Source organism: Herbaspirillum sp. WTB6 (genome assembly GCF_057457785.1).
In genome coordinates, this window is sequence record NZ_CP176522.1 from 3,109,228 (window position 1) to 3,133,181 (window position 23,954).

Below are 23,954 nucleotides of genomic sequence, written 5' to 3' on the forward strand. Positions count from 1 at the left end.
AGGTACGGGCGATTCGGCACGAGCCACGTTTCCCCGAAATTTCTATCCCAATTGTCAGCCATCACTTCCGCTCACTCCAGACCATGACTACCCGCCACAGCCTGTCCCAACTCGAAGCGCGCGACGCCTTCGTCGCCCGCCACGTCGGCCCCTCCGAATCCGAACAGCAAGCCATGCTGGCCGCGGTGGGTTATCCCAGCCGCGGCGCGCTGATCGACGCCATCGTGCCGGCTGGCATTCGCCGCCGCGAAGCCTTGCCGCTTGGCGAGTTTTCGGAGGCGCTGCCGGAGCAGGCGGCGCTGGCCAGACTGAAGGAGCTGGCCGGCAAGAACCAAGTGTTCAAGTCGCTGATCGGGCAGGGCTATTACAACACTGTCACGCCCGGCGTGATCCTGCGCAACCTGTTCGAAAACCCGGCCTGGTACACCGCCTACACGCCATATCAGCCGGAGATCTCGCAGGGGCGCCTGGAGGCGATTCTCAATTTCCAGCAAATGATCACCGACATGACCGGCATGCAGATCGCCAATGCGTCGATGCTGGACGAAGGTACCGCAGCAGCCGAAGCGATGACCCTGCTGCAGCGGGTCGGCAAGTCGAAATCGAACGTGTTCTATGTGGCGGAGGACGTTCTGCCGCAGACGCGCGAGATCATTGAAACCCGAGCCAAACCGCTCGGCATCGAAGTGCGTACCTGCAGCGGCGCGGGTGAGGACAACACGGCGCTGCACCACGACTGCTTCGGCGTGCTGCTGCAATATCCGGGCGTGAACGGCGAGGTGCGCGACTACCGCGCATACGTCGCCGCGCTGCACGCCAAGGGCGCGCTGGTGGTGGTGGCTGCAGACCTGTTGGCGCTGGCCTTGCTGGCGCCGCCGGGGGAATGGGGGGCCGACGTGGTGGTCGGCAACAGCCAGCGCTTCGGCGTGCCGCTCGGCTTTGGCGGCCCGCATGCCGGCTATCTGGCCACACGCGACGAATTCAAGCGCAGCATGCCCGGCCGCCTGGTCGGCGTGACTCAGGACGCGCAGGGCAACCAGGCCTACCGGTTGGCATTGCAAACCCGCGAACAGCATATCCGGCGCGAGAAGGCCACTTCCAACATTTGCACCGCGCAGGTGCTGTTGGCGGTGATGGCGGGGATGTACGCGGTGTACCATGGCCCGCAAGGGATACGCACCATCGCCCAGCGGGTGCATCGCTATACCGGCGTGCTGGCAGCCGGCCTGCGCCGGATGGGCTACGGCATCCTCAACCAGGCGTATTTCGACACCCTGATGGTGCAGGTCAAACTGGCCGACCGGTTGCACGCGGCAGCGCGCGCGCATGGCATCAATCTGCGTCAGATCGACGACCATCACGTCGGTATTTCGCTCGACGAAACCACCGGCCGCGAGGATGTGGCGCTGCTGTGGTCGATCTTTGCGCATGAAGGGCAATCGCCGGCTGCCGAGTTCGACGCCATCGAAGCCGGTGTCGATGCCGCGTTCCCGGATGCGCTGGCGCGTACCAGCACCTACCTGACCCATCCGGTGTTCAACCGCTACCATGCCGAGCACGAAATGCTGCGCTATTTGCGCAGCCTGGCCGACAAGGACCTGGCGCTCGACCGTAGCATGATCCCGCTCGGCTCGTGCACCATGAAGCTGAACGCGACTTCCGAAATGATCCCGGTCACCTGGCCCGAATTCGCCGCGATCCACCCGTATGCGCCGACCGAGCAGACCGTCGGTTACCGCGAAATGATCGATCAACTGGAAGACATGCTATGCGCCGCCACCGGCTATGCGGCGGTGTCGCTGCAGCCGAACGCCGGTTCGCAGGGCGAATATACGGGCCTGCTGGTGATCCAGGCCTATCACGCCGCGCGCGGCGAGGGGCATCGCAACATCTGCCTGATTCCGTCGTCGGCGCACGGCACCAATCCGGCCTCGGCCAGCATGGCCGGCATGCAGGTGGTGGTGGTGGCCTGCGACGAGCGCGGCAACGTCGACCTGGCGGACCTGCAGGCCAAGGCCGAACTGCACGGCAAGAATCTGGCGGCGGCGATGGTGACCTACCCGTCGACGCATGGCGTGTTCGAGGAAGGCATCCGGGAACTGTGCGAGATCGTGCATGCGCACGGCGGCCAGGTGTACATCGACGGCGCCAACATGAATGCGCTGGTCGGCCTCGCCGCACCCGGCCAATTCGGTGGCGACGTCAGCCATCTGAACCTGCACAAGACGTTCTGCATCCCGCACGGCGGCGGCGGCCCCGGCGTCGGCCCGGTGGCGGTCGGCGCGCACCTGGCGCCGTTCCTGCCGAACGTGCGCAGCGTCGGCTATCAGCGCGACGCCGCCGGTATCAGCGCGGTCAGCGCGGCGCCGTTCGGTTCCGCCAGCATCCTGCCGATCTCGTGGATGTATATCGCGATGATGGGCGCGGCCGGGCTGACCGCAGCGACCGAAGTCGCCATCCTCGCCGCCAACTACATCGCGCGCCGCCTGGCGCCGCATTATCCGGTGCTGTATTCCGGCCACGACGGACTGGTGGCGCACGAGTGCATCCTCGACCTGCGGCCGTTGACGGCGGCCACTGGCATCAGCAATGAAGATGTGGCCAAGCGCCTGATGGATTATGGCTTCCACGCGCCGACCATGAGTTTCCCGGTGCCCGGCACGCTGATGATCGAGCCGACCGAAAGCGAATCCAAGCGTGAACTGGATCGTTTCATCGACGCCATGATCGCGATCCGCGCCGAAATTGCCAAGGTGGAAAGCGGCGAATTTGATCGTCTCGACAACCCGCTGAAGCATGCGCCGCACACCGCGCAGGCGGTTACCGCCGATGCCTGGGAGCATGGCTACAGCCGCACTCTTGCCGCCTGGCCGGTGGCATCGCTGCGGCAGCAGAAATACTGGCCGGCGGTCGGGCGTGCCGACAATGCGTATGGCGACCGCCATCTGTTCTGCGGCTGCGTGCCGATTGCCGAATATGAATAGAATGTGTGCCGGCTGCCAAGGGGCCAACCGGCATTTCCAGTTTTGCCGTTGCTTTTGCCTTTGGCGTTGATCTGCCCCGCTTGGACGCTGCCGCTGCTGCGGCGCCGAAATCGGATCAGAAACGAAACATGTTTGAGCGCAGCGAGTTGGTTTCGTTTCCCGATTTTGGCGGTGCAGCGGCGGGAACCCGAAGGGCAGTGTCCTCGCGGTCGTCTTCTTTTGCTTACTTTTCTTGGCGAGACAAGAAAAGTAAGTAGCCGCCGGGCTACCCCCGGCTAGTCACCACGCGGTAGAAAGATATCGTTTAGCCACAAACGCCGCTGGGTTCCCGCTTAAAGCATGCGGGAACGACAGGCGGGATAGCAAAGCGATCCTGCCTGAGTACTGCGCGGGCATTCCAGAGATCAAACGCCCCACAAAACCATTCATGCAAAAGCCGATGCTTGCAAGGCTGAGCAACACCCTTGGCCTTGACCGGGCGGCGGCCGGCTATGCGCTGCAGTTGGCGCTGGCCGCCTGGCTGGCGTTTGCGATCGCATCCTTCTTGCATATCGAAAATGCCTACTGGGCGGCGATGCCGATCTGGGTGGTGGCGCAATCCTCGCGCGGCCTGCTGCTGGAGCGTGCGTTCTTCCGTATCGTCGGCACGCTGGTCGGTGGCGCAGCGGGCTTCGGCCTGATGCATATCCCTGCCAGTCCCTACCTGGTGCTGGCGCTGCTCGGCCTCTGGATCGCACTCGCTTCCGGCCTGACCCACCTGCTGCGCGGTGTGCACTATTACGGTGCGCTGATGGCGGGCATGACGGCCGCCATCGTGGTGCTGCCGTCGATCTGGACCCCGGACGCCGCGCTGGGGATCGCCACCGCCCGCGTCGAATGCACCCTGATCGGGGTGGTCGTGGTGACGCTGGTGACCGGGTTCCTGACGCCGGAAGCGCAGCGCCAGGAGTTTTACCAGAGGGTACGCAAGGTGGCGGGTTCCGCGGTCGCCCATGTGGCGCAATTGCTGAGCAGGCACGACAGTACGGAAAGTGCCGAGGCCGAGCGCCGTATCCTGGCCGGCTTGAGCAAGCTCGAAAATGCAGCGCCATTGGTGACGGCGGGCTCGATTGAAGGCTATCGCCGCCTGCGCCATATCGATACGCTGGTAGTGGCGTCCTTGTCCGTGATTGCCGCTGGCGCTGCGCTGCGCACGCGCACGCAGGCCGGCGCTGACACTCCGACCGATCTGGTGGCGCACCTGCAAGCGCTGGCGCACCGTCTGCGAGCGGGCAAGAGTCCCGATGGATTGGAAATCCCGGTGCCGCCAGCGGAGGCTACCAGCAAGGCGCTGTGGCGACTGCAGGGCGCGCTGCAGCAGTTGCTCGCGGCTGCGGCGATGCTCGACTCGAACGGCGACAAGGCCGATGCCCACGCGTTCAGGGCCAGGGCCGCGCGCCTGGCGCCGCAGCGCGAATGGGCCTTGGCACGGCGCACCGGGCTGGTCTCGGGCGCGGTCAGTTTTGCGGCCTCGGCGCTCGGTTACTGGAGCGGCTGGCCGGCGGCCGAGCTGGCGGCGCTGGGCGTTTGCATCTTCTCAATGGTGCTCGGCTCGATGGCGATGCCGCAAAAGGTGGCGCCGTCTTTGCTGAAGGGTATCCTGGCCGGAGTGACGGTGGCGACGCTCTACCGCTTCCTGCTGCAGCCCCACATCACGACTCTGCCCGAACTGCTGCTGTCGGTCGCGCCCTTCATCCTGGTCGGCGGCTTGGCGCGCGCCAGCACGCGTTTCGCGCTGCCGGCGATCGACTACAACATGGGTTTTCTGCTGGTCAGCCAGGCGGTGTTGCCGGCGGTGACCGATGCCGCCGCGGTCTGGAGCGGTGCTTTTGCGCTGACCGGCGTTGCATTCCTGGTGGCCGGCAGTTTCATCCTGCTGCCGCGCGATTCCGGGCGCCAGGCAATGGAAGCGGCCGAGCGCGTGCGGCGCGACCTGCAACGGCTGATCGAGCGGCGCCAGGCCCCGGATGGCACCGATTGGCAGGCGCAGACGACGCGCCAGATTCTGCGGCTGACATTGCACCTGGGGCGCGCCAGCGAGGTGGCCGAGCGTGTGCCCACTGGCATGCTGGCAGTGCTCAATCTCGGCTATGCGATTGGCGATCTGCATGCGGCGGCGCAGCGCGCGCAGGCCGAACCCGCGGCGCAGCGCATCGTGAGCGAAGCGCAAGGCTTGCTGCTGGCTGGCATCGACATTCCGGAACTGACCGCGGCCCGGCTGCGCGCGCTGGCATCCGGGGCAGAAGACCGGGCGATCGCCGAGATCCTGGACGACATCGCCGCTGCCCTGATCGAAGGGGCGGCGTTGTTGACCTTCGGCGTTGCGCGCGCGCGGCGCGCAGCCAAAGCTCCGTAATTCATGTGGTAATTGGTGCATTTCCGCGAGCATGGAAAATGCAGCTCCAGCCCCTTTTGCTTTTCCTGTTCAGCTGATTCGTCGGATTCCTGACCCGCTGTTTTTCGACTATCGACCAACAGAGACATTCAGGATCTTGATTTCAGAAGGACTGCCAGTGCGGTGCGAGGTCTTCGAGGGGCGTGACTTGTGCGGCTGATCGACAAGAGCCATGCGCGGTTGGGAATTTTCAGCGGACCAGAGCGGATTCTGGTGGTGCTGCCGTACCAGTTGGGCGAAGGCATCGGCGGGCAGCGGTCGGCTGACGATGTAGCCCTGAATGACATCACAGCCGTTATGGTGGAGGAACGCCAACTGCTCGTCATTTTCCACTCCTTCCGCAACGACGCGCAGCTTGAGATTGTGAGCCAGCGCGATGACGGCGCGGCAGATCGCGATATCGTCTTCGTCGTGGGGCAGGCCGTCGACGAAGGATTTGTCGAGTTTCAGCGCATCGATCGGAAAGCGCTTGAGGTAGCTCAGCGACGAATAGCCGGTACCGAAATCATCGACGTCGATGTGCACTACGCCCTTGGCGCGAATTTGCATCAGCATGTCGACCGCGTATTGAGGGTCGTGCATCAGCATGCTCTCGGTGACCTCCAGTTCCAGGAAGCGAGGGTCCAGCCCGGTTTCTTCGAGAATCCGGGCGATCGTGACGGACAGGTTGTTGCGCTGCAGTTGTCGGCCAGAAAGATTGACGGCCACGTTCAAGGGCGGCATGCCGGCGTTCTGCCAGGCGCGGATCTGGGTGCACACGGTTTTCAGCACCCATTCGCCGACTTGTTCGATCTGCCCGGTCTCTTCCAGGATGGGAATGAATTCGCTCGGAGAAACTAGGCCCCAGTCCGGATGTCTCCAGCGCAGCAGCGCCTCGGCACTGATGATCGTTCCGGTGGCCAGATCGACCTTCGGTTGGTAATAAACGATGAATTCCTCCCGCTCCAGGGCGCGGCGCAACCCGCTTTCCATTTCCAGCCGGCCGGTGGTCAGGGTGTTCATCTCCGGAGTAAAGAACAGGTAGCCATTGCCGCCTTCCTGCTTGACCCGGTACATGGCGGTGTCGGCGTTCTTCAGAAGGTTCTCGGCGTTATCGCTATCCAGCGGGTAAATGGTGACGCCGATGCTGGGGGTGACGAAGGTTTCCTGGCCGCTCAAGCGGATCGGCGGCGCCAGGCCTTCGACGATCTTGGCGGCGACGATGCCGGCATCTTCCGGCTTGCTGATCTCGCCGAGGATCACGGTGAACTCGTCGCCTCCGAGGCGGGCCACGGTGTCCTCCTCCCGCACGCAGCGCTGCAGCCGCGCCGACACTTCACTCAGCAGAATGTCTCCGGCGTCGTGGCCCAGAGTGTCATTGATGGTCTTGAACCGGTCCAGATCCAGGAACATGACCGCTACCAGGCCCCGGTGCCGGTCCGCGCGGCTCATGGCCCGGCTGAGGCGGTCGCGGAACAGGTCGCGGTTCGGCAGATGGGTCAGGCCGTCATAGTGGGCCAGGATCTGTAGCCGTGCTTCCGCCTGGCGGCGCTCGATGGCGATGCTGATCAGGTGGGCCGCGACCCAGGTCAGTTCGCGATCATGGGGCGGCTGGTCGGACGGCTTGCGGTAGTGCGCGACGATGAGCCCCAGCACCTGCCTGGAGGCGGATTGGACCGATACCGCAAAGCAGGCTTGCAAACCCCGACTGGAGATCAGGTTCTGGTACTGCGCCCAGGCTGGATTGGCTTCGAGGTTTTCGATCACGCCGCTGAATTCGTCCGGCAATCCATGCTGCTGGCGATCTCCCCATTTTTTTACGTCCGCGAATATCCTGGCCATGGCCGCCTGCCCCTTGCCAAGAATTTCCTCAGCTATCGCCGTGGGCAGGTTGGGGCCGGTGGCGCACAGCAAGGCACTGTCTTCGCCGCTCTCCCGGAACAGGATGGTGCAGAACATTTGTCCGGAAAGTACCTCCACATGGCGCGCCAGAACGTCCAGGGCAGCTTTTAGCGGGATGCCGCAGACGACCATCTCAAGCACTTCCTTTTCCGCCGCCAGCAGTGATTCCGCACGTTTACGCTCGCTGATGTCGCGGAAGCTGGAAACTCGTCCGACGACGTTTCCATCCACGTGCTGGGGACGGGAATTCCACTCGAACAGGCGCCCGTCGCGCAACTCGAGGACGGCGCCGTGGTCGACCTCGATGTGCCGGGTCAAGTGCTTTTGCGTACTGACAAACGCATCCGGGTCGCGTAATTGCCCAGCCAGCCGGAACAGGGTTTCGCCGTCCACCGCGCCGGTGCTGACCGAGCCCTGCAGGTTCCATAGATCGAGAAAGCGCTGGTTGGCAACCACCGCACGACCGGCGACATCGGTGACGAAAATTCCGTCCGCCGTGGATTCCAGCGTAGCGGAGAAAATCGAGAGGGATTTGGCCAGCCGATCTTCGGTAGTCTTGCGGACGGCGATTTCCTGGAGCGCCAGGTGAAAGGCGCGCATCGGCACCGCCTTGAGTCCGAAAAAAGTCACCAGGCCGAGCAGCCCGCCCGGAATCAGCATCAGCATGGTGACGATCAGAAGCGGACGCAGAGAGCTGCTTAGCTCGACCTGCCAGATCTCGGCCTTGCCCTGTGGCAGCGTCGTGCCGCGCGTAATGAGAGGCGGTCGCGCGTCATGGGTCTTTTCGAACAGCAGCCGCTGGTTGGCGTCGCGGACGCGAATATTGACGCTGTCTCCAAGCCAGGCCAGGGACTCGCCGATCTCGCGCACGGAACGGCGGGGCTGGGATTCCGGCTTCGCACGTTCGAGGTGTGCGCTGGAGCGTTCGGCAAGCTCACGTACCCCGATCTGGAGCGCCGCTTCCAGCGGAGCAGCCTGGTTCTGGTACCCGATGGCGAGAAAGAACAGCGGCACCAGCAGGGTGACGAGCACGCCGCCGAACCAGGCGAGGCCGGCGATCGCTCCCGGCAGCTCGGGATCCGATTCCTTCGGAATGAAAGGTGACGCAAAGATCATGGCTTGAGTCGGTGTCGGGTCATTGTTGGGCGGCTTGCGAAAAACATCATCCTTGCGAGCCTCCTGATTTACGCCTGTCAATGTTTCAATATGCCAATTGATGATTATTGGAAATAACGAACAGGGATTTGATAAAGGTCAACGGATGATGCGAAGGCTCATGGATTTTTGATGAATCCGGCCGCGCCGTCATCTTCACCGGAATTGGATGTTTGCCGCGTGCCGCCTCTTTCGGTTGTTCGCTGAGGGCCGGGTGGGTTCCGTGACTGCTTCACTGCGCGGCACGCAGAAGGAGAGGTGTGGGGCAGGGATGGGCGCGGAACGGAAGGCCAATCACGTTTTGGAGCGGTGATGCCCCGGAGGCCTTGGGCGTCGCGCGCCGGGGACCGGTCACGCAGTGCGAGAAGGAATGCGCGTTGAGCGATTTCGCGAAGTCGCGGCGAAAGCGAATGATCAAAAACTCAAGGGATGCTTCCCGGCCGAATATCCAGTCATGAATGATCCGGATACGGGCCGGACGTGGACATAGTGACCGAAGACTGGAACCCTAGTACCAGAGGTGGTTCCCTTCGCGACCGAGTTGTGAGCCACTCACTCTTCTGGCGGGAAGGTGGTCGAAGCTTTATCAACCGAAGTCAAGTCTGGCTGGCGTGATCCGAAACTATAGATCAGTCTCAACCAGGCGGCTGGCCAGTTCGCGATCGATATCGAATATCCAAGACTGTCTATGAAAAGACTAAGCGTAGTCTTTTATTGAGATTACTCAATCAAAAAAAAGACAAAGGCGAAATACTTGGTTCGCGGGGAGGTGAGGGCAGCAGCACCGGATAGCTGGTCCGGATCTGCGAAATAACAACTCCTGCGCAAAGCGTAGTCATGAGTCGAAATTCATATATGTGATTCATTTGGAAAGGAGTTCGTTATGGATGCAATCAGGAATTTCATGAAAGAGGAAGAGGGCGCGGTCGCGATCGAATACGCGCTGTTGGCAGCGCTGATCGCCCTTGCCATCGTCGTTGGCGCCAAGCTGCTGGGGAAAAACCTCTGCGGTATTTTCAACAGCATCGGCACCTTCCTCGGAAGCGCTCCAACCGGCAACTACACGTTTAGCTCCGCCGGCTGCTAGGAGTGGCATCGCACCCGCCTGCCCGAAGATTCTTGCGGAGGGCGGGTGCCCGGTCCCTATGCATCGAAACACACGACGGAGTGAATAAAAAAGATGGATAGTTTGGCGCCAGCGCAGTTGGCCCTGATCTGGGCCAACCCTCCTGTCAGGGGAGCTGCCGGACATGATGGGCAGTAGTCTCCTTGGCCATCGAAAGCCCGAGTTTGCACGGAACCGGCCTGGCGTCACATCCGATGGCCCCTGTAAAAAATGTTCGACTGGTAACGTTTCCTTGCGTTTAATCAACTGGAAAAAATTTGCGTGGGACATACTGGGTTCGCGGGGGAGGCGAGCGCAGCAGGACCGGATAGCTGTTCCGGACTCTGCGAAATAACAGCTCCTGCACAAAGCGTAGTCATGACTCGAAGCTCACATATGTGATTCATTTGAAAAGGAGTTCGTTATGGATGCAATCAGGAATTTCATCAGAGAAGAGGAAGGCGCGGTCGCGATCGAGTACGGTCTGCTGGCGGCGCTGATCGCCCTTGCCATCGTCGTTGGCGCCAAGCTGTTGGGAAAAAACCTCTGCGGTATTTTCAACAGCATCGGCACCTTCCTTGGAGCCGCTCCAACCGGCAACTACACGTTTAGCTCCGCCGGCTGCTAGGAATGGCATCGCACCCGCCTGCTCGCAGATTCTTGCGGAGGGCGGGTGCCCGGTCCCTATCATCTAAACACACGACGGAGTGATTGAAAAAGATGGATGGCTTGACATCGGCGCAGCTGACCCTGATCGGGGTTGGTCCCCTGTTTGCACTACTGCTGGGTGCGGCGTGGAGCGATCTCAGGCACCACCGTATCCCGAACCGGCTGGTGTTTTTAGGAGCCGGGCTGGGGGTGCTGTTGAACAGCGTTCTGCCGGAAGGCTACGGTTTCGTCAGTTCCATGACTGGCGCACTTGGCTTCACCAAGGCGCTGGCTGGCCTCGGCCTGGGTCTGGTCATCATGCTGCCTCTGTACATGCTGCGCGCGCTCGGCGCCGGCGATGTGAAGCTGATGGCGATGGTCGGCGCATTTCTCGGGCCGAACGCGGCGATCGGAGTGGTTCTAGTGACCTTCATCGCCGGCGGCGTATTGACGTTGCTGACGGCGGGGCGGAATCACACGTTCGGGCGCCTGGTCGAAAATGTGCGGTTGATGTTCATGAGCGCGCTGATCAAGGCGACCGTGTTTCACGAAATGCCTAAAGTGGACGCTGCTCCGGAAACGGCGGGGAAGATGCCATACGCGCTGGCGATCGCGCTGGGAACCGCCATCTATGTAGTGCTGGAGCAGGGCGGACGTATGAATTTTCTGAAGGTTTTTTGACGGCGACGGGCGGACGGGACGGCAAGCAATAGTTACAGGACAGGCGGCAATCGAAGGCAAAAATAAGGCCGCCAAAATCGAACAGGATTGGGGGGAGCATGACAACATTCAACGTGCTGGGGGAGACGGTCGCGGACGATGCAGCGCAGGTGCTGCCGCCGTCGCCGCACACGGTCGAGGAGACCGGGTTGAGCTTCCTGTTCCTGAGTGAACTGGTTTGCAAGATACTGTTCCTGCGCGGCCGGATCAGTCTGGCCGACCTGTCCAGCCACATCAAGCTGCCGGTCAGCGTGCTGGAGGGCGTGCTCGATTTCATGCGCACCGAACACCTGTGCGAACTGGTCAGCCGCGGTGACAGCAGCGCCAGCACCTTCTTCCAGTTGTCCGACACCGGCCGTGCCCGCGCCGGTGACTACCTGCGCCGCTGCCAGTACGCCGGCCCGGCGCCAGTCAGCCTGGAAGCCTATGCGGCACAGATCGAGCGCCAATCGATTCGGCGCGTCACTTATACACGCGAGCTGATGGCTGCCGGTTTCGACGGCTTCATCATCCGTAGTACAGTGCTTGACCAGCTCGGCGCGGCGATGAATTCTGGCCGGGCCATTATCGTGTACGGCCAGCCCGGAACCGGCAAGACCTATATCGCCGAACAGTTGACCCGATTGATGCGCGACTTCGTCGCGATCCCGTATGCGATCACCATCGATAACGAAATCATCCAGATTTTCGACCCGCATGTGCACCGGTTGATGCCGCAGAAAGCGACGGCTGCCACACTTGGCCGCCGGAACATGATCGATGCACGCTGGGAGGCCTGCCGGCGGCCGGTCGCGATTTCCGGCGGCGAACTGACACTGGCCACGCTCGACCTCGACTTCGACGACGGTACCCGCTATTACCAGGCACCGCCGCATGTAAAGGCCAATAACGGCCTGTATGTGATCGACGATCTCGGGCGCCAGATTGTGTCGCCGCAGGATTTGATGAACCGCTGGATCGTGCCGCTCGACCGGCGCCGCGATTACCTGACACTGCATACCGGTTACAAGTTCCAGATCCCGTTCGACGTGATCGTGGTGTTTTCCTCGAATATCGATCCGGCCCAGCTGACCGACGAAGCCTTCCTGCGCAGGCTCGGCTACAAGATCCACATCGGTGCACTGTCCGAGGAACAGTATCGCCAGGTGTTCCGTCAGGTCTGCGATGAATTGGGAATCTCGTTCGTCGAGGACGCGTTCCAGCATTTGCTGCACGAATACCACCATCGCGAGGGCCGGCCGCTCTTGGCGTGCTATCCGCGCGATCTGCTGGGGCAGGTCAGGGACTATGCGCGCTACGAAAGCCGTCCGCCAGTCTTGAGCGCACAGATTCTGGATTGGGCCTGGCATAACTACTTCATGGCGGGAAGAAAGGGCATGGGCGAGGTCCCAGGGCGGCGTCTCGAGGATCGTGCGGACAAGGAACGGTGAGCGCATATGGGAGAGGGGCGCATCTGCGTTTGCCTGGGAGTGGCGGAGTGTAGAACTGCGCGATAGCCAGAATTGAGAGGCAGGGCAGGGTAGGGCAGGGCGATTTTAAGTTTGGTGGTGGCGGCTGTTTGTGAAATGGACAAGTCGTCGGGTTGATTCAATCTGCAGGGGAAATCATGAAAAACACCAGAGCCATTCTGATGCTTGGCATCTCGATCCTGGCGGCGCTGTCAGCCGTCGTACTGGCTTCGCGCTGGATGGTGCAGCAGAGCAGCCTGAGTACCAACAAGATCGCGGTAGCGGCAATCGATCTCAACCTCGGCACGCGTTTGACTCCGGACATGGTCCGCTTGGTCGACTGGCCGGCCGGTAGCGTGCAAAAGGACAGTTTCAACGATCTCAAGGCGCTCGATACCAGAGTGATCAAGGTCAGCCTGCAGCGCGGTGAACCGGTGACGGAATCGAAGCTGGCACCGGTCGGCGCGACTGGCGGGCTGTCGGCCGTGGTCGCCGAGGGCAAGCGCGCGATGACGGTGCGCGTCAACGACGTGATTGGCGTCGCCGGTTTTGCCTTGCCGGGCAACTTCGTCGACATCCTGGTCAGCACTCAGGACGATGTCAAAAAAACAGGCAACGGTAACCGGGATCTGAATATATCCAAGCTGGTATTGGAGCGGATCCTGGTACTGGCTGTGGCGCAAGAGGCGAACCAGAACGACACCAAGCCGAAAGTCGTCAATGCGGTGACGCTCGAAGTAACCCCGGAGCAGGCGGAGAAGCTCGATCTGGCGCGCAGCGTCGGCCAGTTGTCGCTGGTATTGCGTAATCAGGTGGATGTGACGCCGGCCGATACCGGCGGCGCCACCAAGCAGACCCTGCTCTATACGCGGCCGGAGCCGGCGGCTCCGCTGCTGGTGGCCGCCGCGGAAACCAAGCCGGTCGTAGTCAAGAAGATCAGGCCCGCCAGGCCGGCTGCCAGGAGCGAGCCGAAACAGGAATGGTGCCAGGAAGTCATCACCGGCACCGGGCGCATCAGTCAATGCTATTGAGGGGCCTCGAACGGCGCGCCGGCCATGTCGTGGCGGCCAGGCGTGCTTGTCGCGAGGTGGGACGGGGGGAGTCGAACATCGCCGAAGCAAGATGGCGGCCGGCCGGTGCCGGGCGGTCTGCCGTTCCACAACAAGGCAGTTCGGTTCAATCGCTGGAAACAGGGGGAAAGCATGAACAATAACGAGGGCAGAGGCAAGTCGGGCGCGAATGATTCGGGTACGGCGCGTCGGTCGGGGTGGGGGCGGCTGGCCGGCGCCGCGGCACTGCTGGTGGCGCTGCCGCTGACGGTCCAGGCGCAGGCGATCGAAGCGGCGGCGGTGAGTGGTAACGTCGGCGGAAATGTCCGGGCCGGCGCCAAGTCGGTCGGCGCCGGCACCAACATGCAGCTCGCCAAGGCGGCCGATGGCAAACCGGGTACGCCGGCAAAGGCCAACGCGAACGCTCCCGCGCGAGCCGTGTTTACCCCGGTCTGTGCGGGTGAGCTGGCGCCGACGGCCAACGTCAGCCTGCCCGAGGGTAAATCGGGAATGCTGAATCTGGATCAGTTGAAACTGCCTTCACCGGCCTGGTTGCGCACCATCGGCGACCCGGAGACGGTCCGGGTCGAACCGCTTACCTCGCAGGCGCCACGCAATGAGTTTTTCCTGTTTGGACAAAAGGTTGGTTCGACCAATCTGATGTTCCAGGACAAGAGCGGGCGCTGCGCGATGGTCGAAGTGTCGGTGGGTATCGATACGGCTTCGGTGCAGGCGACGTTGACACAATTGATGCCGCATGAAAGAAGTATCAAGGTCGCCACCGCCGCCAATTCGCTGGTGCTGAGCGGAGTAGTCAGCGATGCGATGGCGGCCGATCAGGTGCTGGCAATTGCTCAGGCTTATGTGCGCAAGGATGGCGGTGCGCCGGGTGGGACAGGGAGCAACGATCGTATCGTGAACATGCTGTCGGTGGCGGCGCCGCAGCAGGTGATGCTGGAGGTGAAGGTTGCCGAGGTGTCGAAAACCCTGCTCGACCAATTGGGGGTTGGCACCACACTGCGCGGCTCGAGTGGCAGTTGGGCGTATACGCTGCTGTCGAATTTCCTGACCGGCACGCTGGGCGGCGCGCTGACGGCGACCAAATCGAATGGTTCGCAACTGTCGTTTGAGGCCGAAAGGCGCGACGGCCTGGTGCGCATTTTGGCTGAACCCAACGTCATGGCGATCAGCGGCCAGGAAGGTAGTTTTCTGGCTGGCGGAAAGATCTTCATTCCGGTGGCGCAGAGCGGTGCTTCTGGTGCCATCACGATCACCCTGGAAGAAAAGGAATTCGGCGTTGGTCTCAAGTTCACGCCGACGGTTCTGGCCGGCGGCCGCATCAATATCCGGGTAGCGCCTGAAGTCTCCGAGTTGTCGAGTCAAGGCGTCGGCGTCAGCGCCACCGGTATCCCCGGTACCAACATCCTGCCCTTGATCACAACCCGACGGGCGTCCACCACGGTGCAACTCCACGACGGCCAGAGCTTTGCCATCGGCGGTCTGATCAAGAACAACGCCACCGCCAATATCAAGGGGCTACCGGTGCTTGGTGAAGTTCCGGTCCTCGGCGCGCTGTTTCGCAGCACCGATTTCCAGACCGACAAGACCGAATTGCTATTCGTGATCACGCCGCACCTGGTCAAGCCCTTGCCGCCCGACTATGCGCTGCCGACCGATAGCGTCACCGATCCCAGCCGGGCCGAGTTGTTCCTGGGTGGCCAGATGGAAGGTGGCAAGCCAGCCGCACCGGCTGGCGCTCAAGCCGCCCAGACGGAGCAGGAGCGGGCGCCGCAATCCGGTCCCTCGGGCTTTGAAGTGAAATAAGGAGATCGCCATGCTTACCTTCAAACACTCATTCGTCGCCAGCGGTCGGCGCGAACTGGCCCTGCTGATGGTAGCCACCTGCCTGCTCTCAGCCTGCGCACCGACTACACCGCAATGGGATGCGAGCTTCGGGAATTCGGTCCGGGCCGCCGTCGCGGCGCAAACCTTGAATCCTGCAGCGTCGCAAAACCCGGATCAGGTTCGCGGCATGGACGGCCGCGCAGCCCATGAGGCGATGGACCGTTATCAGAAATCGTTCAAGGACCCGACTCCGCAGCCGAACGTCTTCACCATTGGTGTCGGCAGCGGCCAGTAGAAACCAGGATGGCAATCAAAGCAGAAGGATGACCAACATGAGGTACGCATCCACTGGAAGGGATCGTCAGCGTGGCGCCATCGCCGTCGTCGTTGCGGTTTCCATCGCGGTCTTGATCGGCTTCGTCGGCCTGGCGCTCGATTTGGGCAAACTCTATGTGGCAAAAACGGAGTTGCAAAACAGCAGCGACGCCTGCGCACTGGCTGCGGCGCGCGAACTGACTGGAGCCAGCGCAACACAGCTGACGATTGCCGAGGCGGCCGGGATCGCCACCGGTAGCGCCAACCGGGTCATGTTCCAGACCGAACCGGTGGCGTTGGCGGCCAACAGCAGCGTGACCTTCAGTCAAACCTTGAACGGGTCGTATCAACCGAAATTTGAAGACGAAACGGCCAAATTGATGAAGTACGCGCGCTGCACCGTGAGTCGTTCCGGCATTGGTGGCTGGTTCATCCAGATGCTCAATGCACTGCCCGGCATCAGCATCGGCTCGCAGACCGTCGCGACAACCGCGGTGGCGACAATCGCGCCGGCGCAGACCAATTGCGCGCTGCCGGTGGCCATCTGCGACGAGAAATTGAGCACCTTGGCGCCGGGCCAATGGATCGCCGGCGCGCTCGATCCGATGGCGGCGAACAAGGGATCGTTCCGTTGGGTCGATTTCGGCTCCAAGGGCGGCGGCGCACGCGAGATCAAGGACATCCTGTCCGGCACCGGCGTCTGCGATCTGCCATCCGTCGGCAGCCCGATCCTGTTAAAGCCGGGCAACAACAACGGTGTCGATGATGCCTGGAACACCCGTTTCGGCATCTATCATGGCGCCTACAAAGGCCCAGCCGACGGCGTGCCGGATTTTACCGGCTACGCGTATACGCCTTCTAACTGGCCGCCGCCGCTGCCGCCCACTGCGGAACCGAAGAACGCCTATGCCGACTTCAAGAATCAGCGCAAAAACTACACGCCTTATCAGGGCGACGCGCTGACCGGCCTGGATTCCCGCGGAACACCCAGTTCGAGCGCAGTCCACCGCAATGGCGCGGACCGCCGCATCGAGATGTTCCCGGTGGTTTCCTGTCCGGCTTTTGATACCAACAAGCAGGCTCCCTTGGTTTCATGGGCTTGCATGCTGATGCTGCACCCGATCGGCAACAAGCCGGCGAGTGATCCGAGATGGACATTCGGCGGGCCGGTGGATGGCATCAAGATGTACCTCGAATACCTCGCCCCGGCGAGCGATCCGGCCAGTCCGTGCGCCACGGTTGGCCTGCCCGGTCCGCCTGACGGCGCTGGGCCGAAAGTCCCGGTGCTGGTGCAATGATGGGTATCCTGTTCAAAAAGCACGCGCAGAAGATCACGCCATTTCCGGCCGCCACGCGCTCGGCGATGCGCGGTGCCGCCGCAGTGGAATTCGCCTTGCTCCTGATTCCGCTGGTGATGCTGGTGTTTGGCGTGGCCGAAATCGGCCGCGCAATTTTTCAGTACAACACGCTCGCCAAGGCGGTGCGCGATTCGGCCCGGATGCTGTCGCAATACAACCCGGCCGATGCGGATTATCCGCTCGCGCAGGCGAAATGCCTGGCCGTGTACGGTAAGCCCGCCTGCGGCGCCTCGGACGTTCCGCTTGCCCCCGGGCTGACCACAGCGATGGTGGTGGTCTGCAATCCGGTCGATTCGAGCGGATGTCCGGGAGGCGCTTTCGCCAACGTGTCGACCGGCAGTGGCACCATCAACCTGGTCGAAGTCAAGATCACCGGCTTTACGTTCAACTTCGGGGTCAACCCGGCTGTGCTCTGGACCAGCGGCGCTCCTGCCAGCCTGAGGTTCAGCGACATTGGCAGCACGATGAGGCAAATATTATGAATCGGAAGGGGACTCCTCGTCGATTCGGAGAGCGCGGCGGTGTGGCAGTCGAATTCGCCTTGATTGCCGCCATATTCATTACCCTGCTGGTCGGCATCATGGAGACGAGTCGCGTCCTTTTTTATATGAACACGGCCGCTGAAGTCACGCGCATGGGCGCCCGACTGGCGGTGGTGTGCGACGTCGACGCACCGGCAATCAAATCCAAGATGGTCGGTATGCTGGGCATACTGAATTCCAGCGACATCAGCGTCGATTACCAGCCCGCGGGCTGCAGCGTCAGCACATGCCGATCGGTGACGGTCAGCGTCGCCAAAAATATCAATACGTTTATTCCTTTTGTCCCGCTGACGATCAGGATGCCATCGTTTTCAACGACCCTGCCGCGTGAAAGTATGACCAGCGCCGATAACTCGGTGTGCAGCTGAGTCGGCGCCGGCGGCTACAACGACAACAGGTGAGAAATGAGGAAACCAATATTGACCATCGTCGATGGAGAGGGAACGGACAAGGTGTCGGCCATGCAAAACTTTCACATTACGGTGAGTTCTTCCAATAAACGGCACCTCGATGATATCGTCGCCAGCCTTCAGGGCGCAGCGCTGGCCGCCAACGTCGACGCGATCGAGGGTAGTCTGCAGCAGTTGGTCGCGCGCACCGATCTGGAGGCTCCCGACGTGCTGATCGTCGATAGCGCCTGCGATGGTCGCACCGACCTCGAGCCGCTCGAGCGTCTCGGCCAGATCTATCCGAACATGGCATTCGTCGTCCTGTGCGAGCAACAGTCCCCGGATTTCCTGATTCAGGCGATGCGTGCCGGTGTGCGCGAGGTGCTGCCATTCCCGGCCGAGCGCGATGCGCTGAAAGCGGCGATCGACCGCATCCGTCACAAGCTCGGCTTCGCGCCGACCAGAAAGGGCAAGATACTGGCCTTCATGTCGTGCAAGGGCGGCAGCGGCGCCACTTTTTTAGCAGCCAATCTGGCCTATGCGCTGGCTACCCAGGTGAACAAGAAGGTGGCGCTGTTCGACTTCAATCTGCAGTTTGGCGATGCGCTCCTGTTCCTGTCGGACCAGAAGCCGTCCGCGACCCTGTCCGATGTGGCCCGTGGCATCCATCGGCTCGACGCAGCCCTGCTCGCCTCCAGCATGGTGAATGTCGACCCGAATCTTGCCGTGCTGGCAGCACCGGAAGACCCGGCACATGGTATGGAAGTCAAACCTGAGCATATCGACACGCTGCTTAAGCTGGCGCGCAATCAGTACGACTTCATCGTGCTCGATCTCGGCCGCATCCTTGATGCGCAAACGATCAAGGCACTCGATCACACGGACATGATCTTCCCGGTGTGCCAGATCACCTTGCCCTTCATCCGTGACGGCAAGCGTTTGCTGGACGTGTTCCGTACCCTCGACTATCCGAAGGAAAAGGTGCATCTGGTGATCAATCGCTACGAAAAAGGCGGGGATATTGGGTTGGCCGATCTCGAACGATCGCTGAATGCCAAGGTGTGGCGCACCGTTCCCAATCACTATGTGGCGGCGGCTGCTTCCGTGAACCAGGGGATGCCGGTTTCGCGCCTGGCTCGCAACAGTCCTATCACCAAGACCTTGAGCGAGTGGAGCGAGGTGCTGGCGCGTGAGCCCGAGCGCGAGGGCGGCAGTTGGATTTCGCGCGTGTTCAAGCGCGCTTGATGGCGGTGCGGCGGCGTTTTTTGGCAGAAGTTGTCGTTGATGGAGCGCGGCCGGGCCTATCGCGATTGAGAAATTTCTCAATCGTCAGTGCATAAGACGGTCATCGGCATCAGGAATGCCGACACAGGGAGAAGAATCATGTCATTACGAGAGCGACTGGAAACTGGCAACGGGGCAACCGGCACTTTCGGCATGTCGGCCTCGATCGCCAGGAGCATCGACAATCGGTCCTACCGTGAATTGAAGGCGCGCATTCACGTGATGTTGCTGGATCAGATCGACCTGCAGGTGATGGAGACGATGACGCCGGCGCAGCTCAAGGAAGAGCTGAAAACTCTGGTCGAAGAATTGCTGAGCGCCGAGAATGTCGTTATCAACGAGCAGGAGCGCAAGAACCTGGTGCGCGACATCCAGTTCGAAATGCTGGGCCTGGGGCCGCTCGAACTGTTAATGGCCGACCCCACCATCTCCGACATCCTGGTCAATACCTGTAAGCGGGTGTATGTCGAGCGTTTCGGCAAGCTCGAGGCCACCGATGTCTGCTTCAACGACAACGCGCACCTGATGAAGATCATCGACAAGATTGTCTCGCGCGTGGGCAGGCGTGTCGATGAATCGAGTCCGATGGTCGATGCCCGTCTGCCGGATGGTTCGCGCGTCAACGTCATCATTCCGCCGCTGGCGATCGACGGCCCGCTGATGTCGATCCGCCGCTTTGCCGTCAAGCCGCTGATGATGGATGACATGCTTCAGTATCAGACCATGACTCCGGTCATGGCGCAGGTGGTCCAGGGCCTGGCCAAGGCCAAGATCAACCTGATCATCTCGGGCGGTACCGGCAGCGGCAAGACCACGATGCTGAACGTGCTGTCCAGCTTCATCGGCCCTACGGAGCGGATCGTCACGATCGAGGATGCGGCCGAGTTGCAGCTGCAGCAGCCGCATGTGGTACGGCTGGAAACCCGGCCGCCGAACATCGAGGGCAAGGGAGAAATCACCCAACGCGCGCTGGTGCGCAATGCACTGCGGATGCGCCCGGATCGGATCATTCTCGGCGAGGTCCGCGGTGCCGAGGCGGTGGACATGCTGCAGGCGATGAACACCGGCCATGAGGGTTCGCTGGCGACGATCCACGCCAATACACCGCGCGATGCCCTGATCCGACTGGAAAACATGATCGGTATGTCCGGCATGAACCTGCCGTCGAAAGTGGCGCGGCAGCAGATCAGCTCGGCGATCACGGTCGTGCTGCAGATTGCCCGGCTGTCGGATGGCAAGCGCAAGATGGTGAGCCTGCAGGAAATCACCGGAATGGAGGGCGACATCATCACGATGCAGGAAATTTTCACCTTCCGCCAGACCGGGATTACGGCAACCGGAACGGTCGCGGGGCATTTCTGCGCGACCGGCGTGCGCCCGCGTTTCGTCGAACGCCTGCGCGTGCATGGCATCGTCCTGCCGGACACGCTGTTTGATCCGGTCAAGTTGTACGAGGTAAATAGCTGACCGGAGGAGCGTCATGGACTATCTTTATCTGCTGTTCGCGATCGCCATCTTCGTTGCCGTGATCATGATGCTGGAGGGTTTGTACAACCTCTGGAACGGCTCGCGCGGGCCGGAGGCGAAACGCATTTCGCGCCGCTTGCAAATGATGTCGGCCGGCTGGCATCTGGAGCAAAAGGACGTCTCCATCCTGAAGCAGCGCATGCTGAGCGAGACGCCGCGGCTGCAGCGCCTGCTTTTGCGGATGCCCCGGGTGCACTCGTTGGACAAGCTGATCGAACAGGCCGGCCTGAAGGTCAATGTGTCGCAGTTCTTTCTGACCTCATTGTCATGTGGTTTTGTTGCGCTGATGCTGGCACTGCTGTTTGAATTACCGACTGCGCTTGCTGTCTTGTGCGGTATCTTCGTCGCCGGAATTCCTTGGCTGTATTTGCTCGGCAAGAAAAAAAAGCGGATGGCCAGAATCGAAGAACAACTGCCGGATGCACTGGACTTGATGAGCCGCGCGCTGCGCGCCGGCCATTCCCTGCCATCGGCGATCAAAATGGTCGGCGAGGAAATGGTCGATCCAATCGCCGGTGAATTCGCCATCATGTTCGATGAGGTCAATTACGGCATACCGCTCGCGGACGCGCTCAAAAATCTTGCAGTCCGTGTCCCCGGTACGGATATCGCCTATTTTGTGGTTGCGGTGCAGATCCAGCGCGAAACCGGCGGCAACCTGACCGAGATCCTTGGCAATATCGCCAACATGGTACGCGAGCGGCTCAAATTGTTCGGTCAGATTCGCACCTATTCGGCGGAAGGACGCCTGTCGGCGTGGATTCTGAGCCTGCTGCCATTTGTCATGGCGGCGCTGCTTTTCGCTCTCCATCCGACTTTCATGCAGGTGTTATGGACCGATCCGGCCGGCCATAACCTGCTAGGCGCGATGGCGCTGATGATGGTGATCGGCATTTTCTGGATGCGGAAGATCATACGTATCAGGGTGTGACCGGGAAATGGGGAGATAGCCATCATGTCCGATATTTACGTGATTTTTTTGGTCGCGGTTTTTCTGGCGGTGTTCGGTTTCGCATTTGCGCTGATGCGTTTCATGGTGCCGACACCGGCGCAGCAGCGCTTGCAGCAGGTCACTGGCGATTCTGGCGCCTCGCAAAAAAAGGCGAAGCAGGATTGGGTGGCCAGGATTGCCAAGCTGTCGACTCCGCTGGCCAAGTTGTCGGTCCCGGACGAGGGTTGGGAAAAGTCGGCGCTGCGCATCCGCTTCATGAACGCGGGTTTCCGCGGTGAATCGGCGCCGATGATTTACTTTGGCATCAAGACCCTGCTCGCGATCGGAGCACCTCTAGTGCTGTGGGTCGTGCTGCTGATATCCGCCAACATGCCCGCTAATGAGATGCTGTTTTATCTGTTGGCGGCTTCCGCGAGCGGCTTTTATTTGCCGAATCTTGTCCTGCGCAGGATAGTGAGGGAACGACAGCTTGAAATCTTCGAGCATTTCCCGGATGCCCTGGATTTGATGACGGTCTGTATTGAAGCCGGCCTGGCCATTGATGCCGCCATCGCCCGCGTGGCCGACGAGATGGCAAGCAGTGCGCCGGCCGTCAGCGAAGAATTGCACCTGGTTACACTGGAACTGCGGGCCGGCAACAGCAAGGAAAATGCGCTACGCAATCTTGCCATGCGCACCGGCGTCGAGGATGTCGAGACGCTGGTCTCGATGCTGATCCAAGCCGAGCGTTTCGGTACCAGCATCGCCGATTCCTTGCGTATCCATTCGGAGAACTTGCGCACCAAGCGTCGCCAGCGCGCGGAAGAAGCGGCGGCGAAGATTGCGCTAAAACTGTTGTTTCCACTCATTTTCTGCATATTCCCGGCATTGATGCTGGTGCTGCTCGGACCGGCGATGATCCAGGTCTATCGGGTGTTGCTGCCGACCATGTCCGGTCAATGAATATTGAGCCCCGCCAAAACGTAGCAAGAGAGAGGAGCACTCATGAAATTCGCACGCCTTATGCTGCCGCTGGTATGCAGCGCGCCGATCCTGCTCGGTTGCTCGACGCCAGCCGTGGCGCCCGATACCACCGCCGCCACACTCAAGGTGCAGCCGTTGCTGCGCGTCCGGGATGCCGCCAGCAGCGCACGCGACTTCTACCAGCTCGGGCGTTACTATCAGGGGCAGAATCGCTTGGCGCAGGCAGAGGATGCCTACCGCAAGGCGCTGAACTACCGCCCTGACGATCTCGAGACGCGCAATGCGTTGGCGACCACCTATTCGGCGCAAGGCAAGCTGGAGCAGGCGGTTGCGGAGTTCGAGGCGATCCTGAAGAGCCAGCCGCAACTGGCGCACGTCCAGAACAATCTTGGCTACACCCGGTATTTGCAGGGAAACCTGGATCAGGCGATCGCCGCCTTCAATGCTGCGATCGCGCTGGAACCGCAGAACGCCCGGGCCTACAACAACCTGGGCCTGGCATATCGGAAGCTGGGCGAGATGGAGAAAGCGCGCGTCGCGTTCGGGCGCGCGGCTGATCTGTACAACGGCAATGCCGTGGCGCAGGCCGCGCCAGCGGCGGCGGAAAATATCGCGGACGCGGCGCCCTCGATTGCGCTGCAGGGCGATGCGCGTCACATCTCCGCTACTCTGCAACCGGCCAGCGTCAGCGCGATGACGCTGGCCAATGCGAATCCGGCGCGCACCCTGCCAACCGCGGGAGAGCAGGCACAACTGGCTACTGGCGCGATGACGCCCGACCTGAAAGATGCCCCGAGCGTGGCTGCCGGGACCGGCGCGGTGCCGGACAACGGTATCCAGGCTACCGTCGCCGGCACCGTTGCCGGCAAGCCATTCCGCCTTGAAATCGCCAATGGCAATGGCGTCACCGGCCTCGCAAGAAGGATCGGTGTCCAACTGGCGCAGCGCGGCTTGCCGTCGGCGCACCTGATCAACCTGAAGCCGTACCGCGAACCGGCCTCATCGATCCGGTATCGGCAGGGCTTTCAGGCGGAAGCGCTGCGCTTGAGCCAGAGCATGGAAACTCCTCCCGCCGTGCTGGACAACCAGCGCCTGCCGCATGGCGTCGACGTGCAACTGGTGCTGGGCAGAGACGCGCTGACTCCGGTGGCGCTGTTTGGCGCCGAGCCCGATTCGGCCGGGATCGCGCAGAAAGCAGCCCAGCGCGGGCAGGCAGGTTGAGGCCGGCGCATTTTGCGGACAATCTCGGTCGGGATGATAGGCAGCGTGCGGTGATGCTCTGCGCGTCTCCCAGGGTGGTGCTATAAAAGACACAAGGCGCGGTTTCGCCTGCCAGCGGAACCGACGTCCGAGTC

Annotated in this window: 18 protein-coding genes; 17 read left to right on the forward strand and 1 reads right to left on the reverse strand. The window is 61.7% G+C overall.

What is annotated here, in order from left to right; genetic code table 11:
• Positions 1-83: 83 nt before the first annotated feature.
• Both gcvP and ACK2VC_RS14515 read left to right on the forward strand, forming a co-directional pair.
• A complete protein-coding gene (gene gcvP, locus ACK2VC_RS14510; protein ID WP_486731093.1) occupies positions 84-2,984 on the forward strand; it encodes an aminomethyl-transferring glycine dehydrogenase in 2,901 nt (966 codons plus the stop codon).
• 439 nt (positions 2,985-3,423) lie between these two features.
• On the forward strand, positions 3,424-5,379 hold the full coding sequence (locus ACK2VC_RS14515) for an FUSC family protein (RefSeq protein ID WP_486731094.1): 1,956 nt from the start codon (positions 3,424-3,426) through the stop codon (positions 5,377-5,379).
• 108 nt (positions 5,380-5,487) lie between these two features.
• Here ACK2VC_RS14515 and ACK2VC_RS14520 read toward each other — a convergent pair whose 3' ends face one another.
• On the reverse strand, positions 5,488-8,496 hold the full coding sequence (locus ACK2VC_RS14520; protein WP_486731095.1) for a sensor domain-containing protein: 3,009 nt from the start codon (positions 8,494-8,496) through the stop codon (positions 5,488-5,490).
• An 841-nt stretch (positions 8,497-9,337) separates the two neighbouring features.
• On the opposite strand from ACK2VC_RS14520, the gene ACK2VC_RS14525 reads away from it, so the two are divergent.
• The 15 genes from ACK2VC_RS14525 (at position 9,338) to ACK2VC_RS14595 (ending at position 23,820) form a co-directional block, all read left to right on the forward strand.
• A complete protein-coding gene (locus ACK2VC_RS14525; protein WP_486731096.1) occupies positions 9,338-9,541 on the forward strand; it encodes a Flp family type IVb pilin in 204 nt (67 codons plus the stop codon).
• A gap of 442 nt (positions 9,542-9,983) precedes the next feature.
• A complete protein-coding gene (locus tag ACK2VC_RS14530) occupies positions 9,984-10,187 on the forward strand; it encodes a Flp family type IVb pilin (protein WP_486731097.1) in 204 nt (67 codons plus the stop codon).
• Between the two features lie 92 nt (positions 10,188-10,279).
• Complete coding sequence (locus ACK2VC_RS14535; RefSeq protein ID WP_486733251.1) at positions 10,280-10,888, forward strand: A24 family peptidase; 609 nt, start codon at positions 10,280-10,282, stop codon at positions 10,886-10,888.
• 98 nt (positions 10,889-10,986) lie between these two features.
• The gene (locus ACK2VC_RS14540) at positions 10,987-12,357 is read left to right on the forward strand and encodes a P-loop NTPase family protein (protein ID WP_486731098.1); all 1,371 of its coding nucleotides are present in this window, start codon (positions 10,987-10,989) and stop codon (positions 12,355-12,357) included.
• 176 nt (positions 12,358-12,533) lie between these two features.
• On the forward strand, positions 12,534-13,406 hold the full coding sequence (cpaB, locus tag ACK2VC_RS14545; RefSeq protein ID WP_486731099.1) for a Flp pilus assembly protein CpaB: 873 nt from the start codon (positions 12,534-12,536) through the stop codon (positions 13,404-13,406).
• Between the two features lie 171 nt (positions 13,407-13,577).
• Positions 13,578-15,248 carry a type II and III secretion system protein family protein gene (locus ACK2VC_RS14550; RefSeq protein ID WP_486731100.1) on the forward strand — a complete coding sequence of 557 codons (1,671 nt, stop codon included), beginning with the start codon at positions 13,578-13,580 and terminating at the stop codon, positions 15,246-15,248.
• 10 nt (positions 15,249-15,258) lie between these two features.
• Entirely contained in the window at positions 15,259-15,564 is a 306-nt protein-coding gene (locus ACK2VC_RS14555; protein WP_486731101.1) for a hypothetical protein, read from the forward strand.
• Positions 15,545-16,882 (forward strand): Tad domain-containing protein, encoded by a 1,338-nt coding sequence (locus ACK2VC_RS14560; protein WP_486733252.1) that lies wholly within the window; start codon positions 15,545-15,547, stop codon positions 16,880-16,882. The genes ACK2VC_RS14555 and ACK2VC_RS14560 overlap by 20 nt, the downstream gene beginning before the upstream one ends.
• Positions 16,882-17,424 carry a TadE/TadG family type IV pilus assembly protein gene (locus ACK2VC_RS14565; RefSeq protein ID WP_486733253.1) on the forward strand — a complete coding sequence of 181 codons (543 nt, stop codon included), beginning with the start codon at positions 16,882-16,884 and terminating at the stop codon, positions 17,422-17,424. Before ACK2VC_RS14560 ends, ACK2VC_RS14565 begins: the two co-directional genes overlap by 1 nt.
• Positions 17,421-17,852 (forward strand): TadE/TadG family type IV pilus assembly protein, encoded by a 432-nt coding sequence (locus ACK2VC_RS14570; protein ID WP_486731102.1) that lies wholly within the window; start codon positions 17,421-17,423, stop codon positions 17,850-17,852. The genes ACK2VC_RS14565 and ACK2VC_RS14570 overlap by 4 nt, the downstream gene beginning before the upstream one ends.
• Positions 17,853-17,945: 93 nt before the next feature.
• Complete coding sequence (locus tag ACK2VC_RS14575; protein WP_486731103.1) at positions 17,946-19,118, forward strand: CpaE/TadZ family protein; 1,173 nt, start codon at positions 17,946-17,948, stop codon at positions 19,116-19,118.
• Between the two features lie 138 nt (positions 19,119-19,256).
• Positions 19,257-20,624: a TadA family conjugal transfer-associated ATPase gene (locus ACK2VC_RS14580; RefSeq protein WP_486731104.1), complete on the forward strand. Its 1,368-nt coding sequence runs from the start codon at positions 19,257-19,259 to the stop codon at positions 20,622-20,624.
• Between the two features lie 13 nt (positions 20,625-20,637).
• Positions 20,638-21,615: a type II secretion system F family protein gene (locus ACK2VC_RS14585; protein WP_486731105.1), complete on the forward strand. Its 978-nt coding sequence runs from the start codon at positions 20,638-20,640 to the stop codon at positions 21,613-21,615.
• Positions 21,616-21,639: 24 nt separating this feature from the next.
• Positions 21,640-22,578: a type II secretion system F family protein gene (locus ACK2VC_RS14590; RefSeq protein ID WP_486731106.1), complete on the forward strand. Its 939-nt coding sequence runs from the start codon at positions 21,640-21,642 to the stop codon at positions 22,576-22,578.
• A 42-nt stretch (positions 22,579-22,620) separates the two neighbouring features.
• On the forward strand, positions 22,621-23,820 hold the full coding sequence (locus ACK2VC_RS14595) for a LytR C-terminal domain-containing protein (protein WP_486731107.1): 1,200 nt from the start codon (positions 22,621-22,623) through the stop codon (positions 23,818-23,820).
• The last annotated feature ends 134 nt before the right edge of the window (positions 23,821-23,954 follow it).

Coding starts and splice junctions, on each gene's coding strand:
- gcvP (WP_486731093.1), top strand. CDS start 84: ATGACTACCCGCCACAGCCTGTCCCAACTCGAAGCGCGCGACGCCTTC.
- ACK2VC_RS14515 (WP_486731094.1), top strand. CDS start 3,424: ATGCTTGCAAGGCTGAGCAACACCCTTGGCCTTGACCGGGCGGCGGCC.
- ACK2VC_RS14525 (WP_486731096.1), top strand. CDS start 9,338: ATGGATGCAATCAGGAATTTCATGAAAGAGGAAGAGGGCGCGGTCGCG.
- ACK2VC_RS14530 (WP_486731097.1), top strand. CDS start 9,984: ATGGATGCAATCAGGAATTTCATCAGAGAAGAGGAAGGCGCGGTCGCG.
- ACK2VC_RS14535 (WP_486733251.1), top strand. CDS start 10,280: ATGGATGGCTTGACATCGGCGCAGCTGACCCTGATCGGGGTTGGTCCC.
- ACK2VC_RS14540 (WP_486731098.1), top strand. CDS start 10,987: ATGACAACATTCAACGTGCTGGGGGAGACGGTCGCGGACGATGCAGCG.
- cpaB (WP_486731099.1), top strand. CDS start 12,534: ATGAAAAACACCAGAGCCATTCTGATGCTTGGCATCTCGATCCTGGCG.
- ACK2VC_RS14550 (WP_486731100.1), top strand. CDS start 13,578: ATGAACAATAACGAGGGCAGAGGCAAGTCGGGCGCGAATGATTCGGGT.
- ACK2VC_RS14555 (WP_486731101.1), top strand. CDS start 15,259: ATGCTTACCTTCAAACACTCATTCGTCGCCAGCGGTCGGCGCGAACTG.
- ACK2VC_RS14565 (WP_486733253.1), top strand. CDS start 16,882: ATGGGTATCCTGTTCAAAAAGCACGCGCAGAAGATCACGCCATTTCCG.
- ACK2VC_RS14570 (WP_486731102.1), top strand. CDS start 17,421: ATGAATCGGAAGGGGACTCCTCGTCGATTCGGAGAGCGCGGCGGTGTG.
- ACK2VC_RS14575 (WP_486731103.1), top strand. CDS start 17,946: ATGCAAAACTTTCACATTACGGTGAGTTCTTCCAATAAACGGCACCTC.
- ACK2VC_RS14580 (WP_486731104.1), top strand. CDS start 19,257: ATGTCATTACGAGAGCGACTGGAAACTGGCAACGGGGCAACCGGCACT.
- ACK2VC_RS14585 (WP_486731105.1), top strand. CDS start 20,638: ATGGACTATCTTTATCTGCTGTTCGCGATCGCCATCTTCGTTGCCGTG.
- ACK2VC_RS14590 (WP_486731106.1), top strand. CDS start 21,640: ATGTCCGATATTTACGTGATTTTTTTGGTCGCGGTTTTTCTGGCGGTG.
- ACK2VC_RS14595 (WP_486731107.1), top strand. CDS start 22,621: ATGAAATTCGCACGCCTTATGCTGCCGCTGGTATGCAGCGCGCCGATC.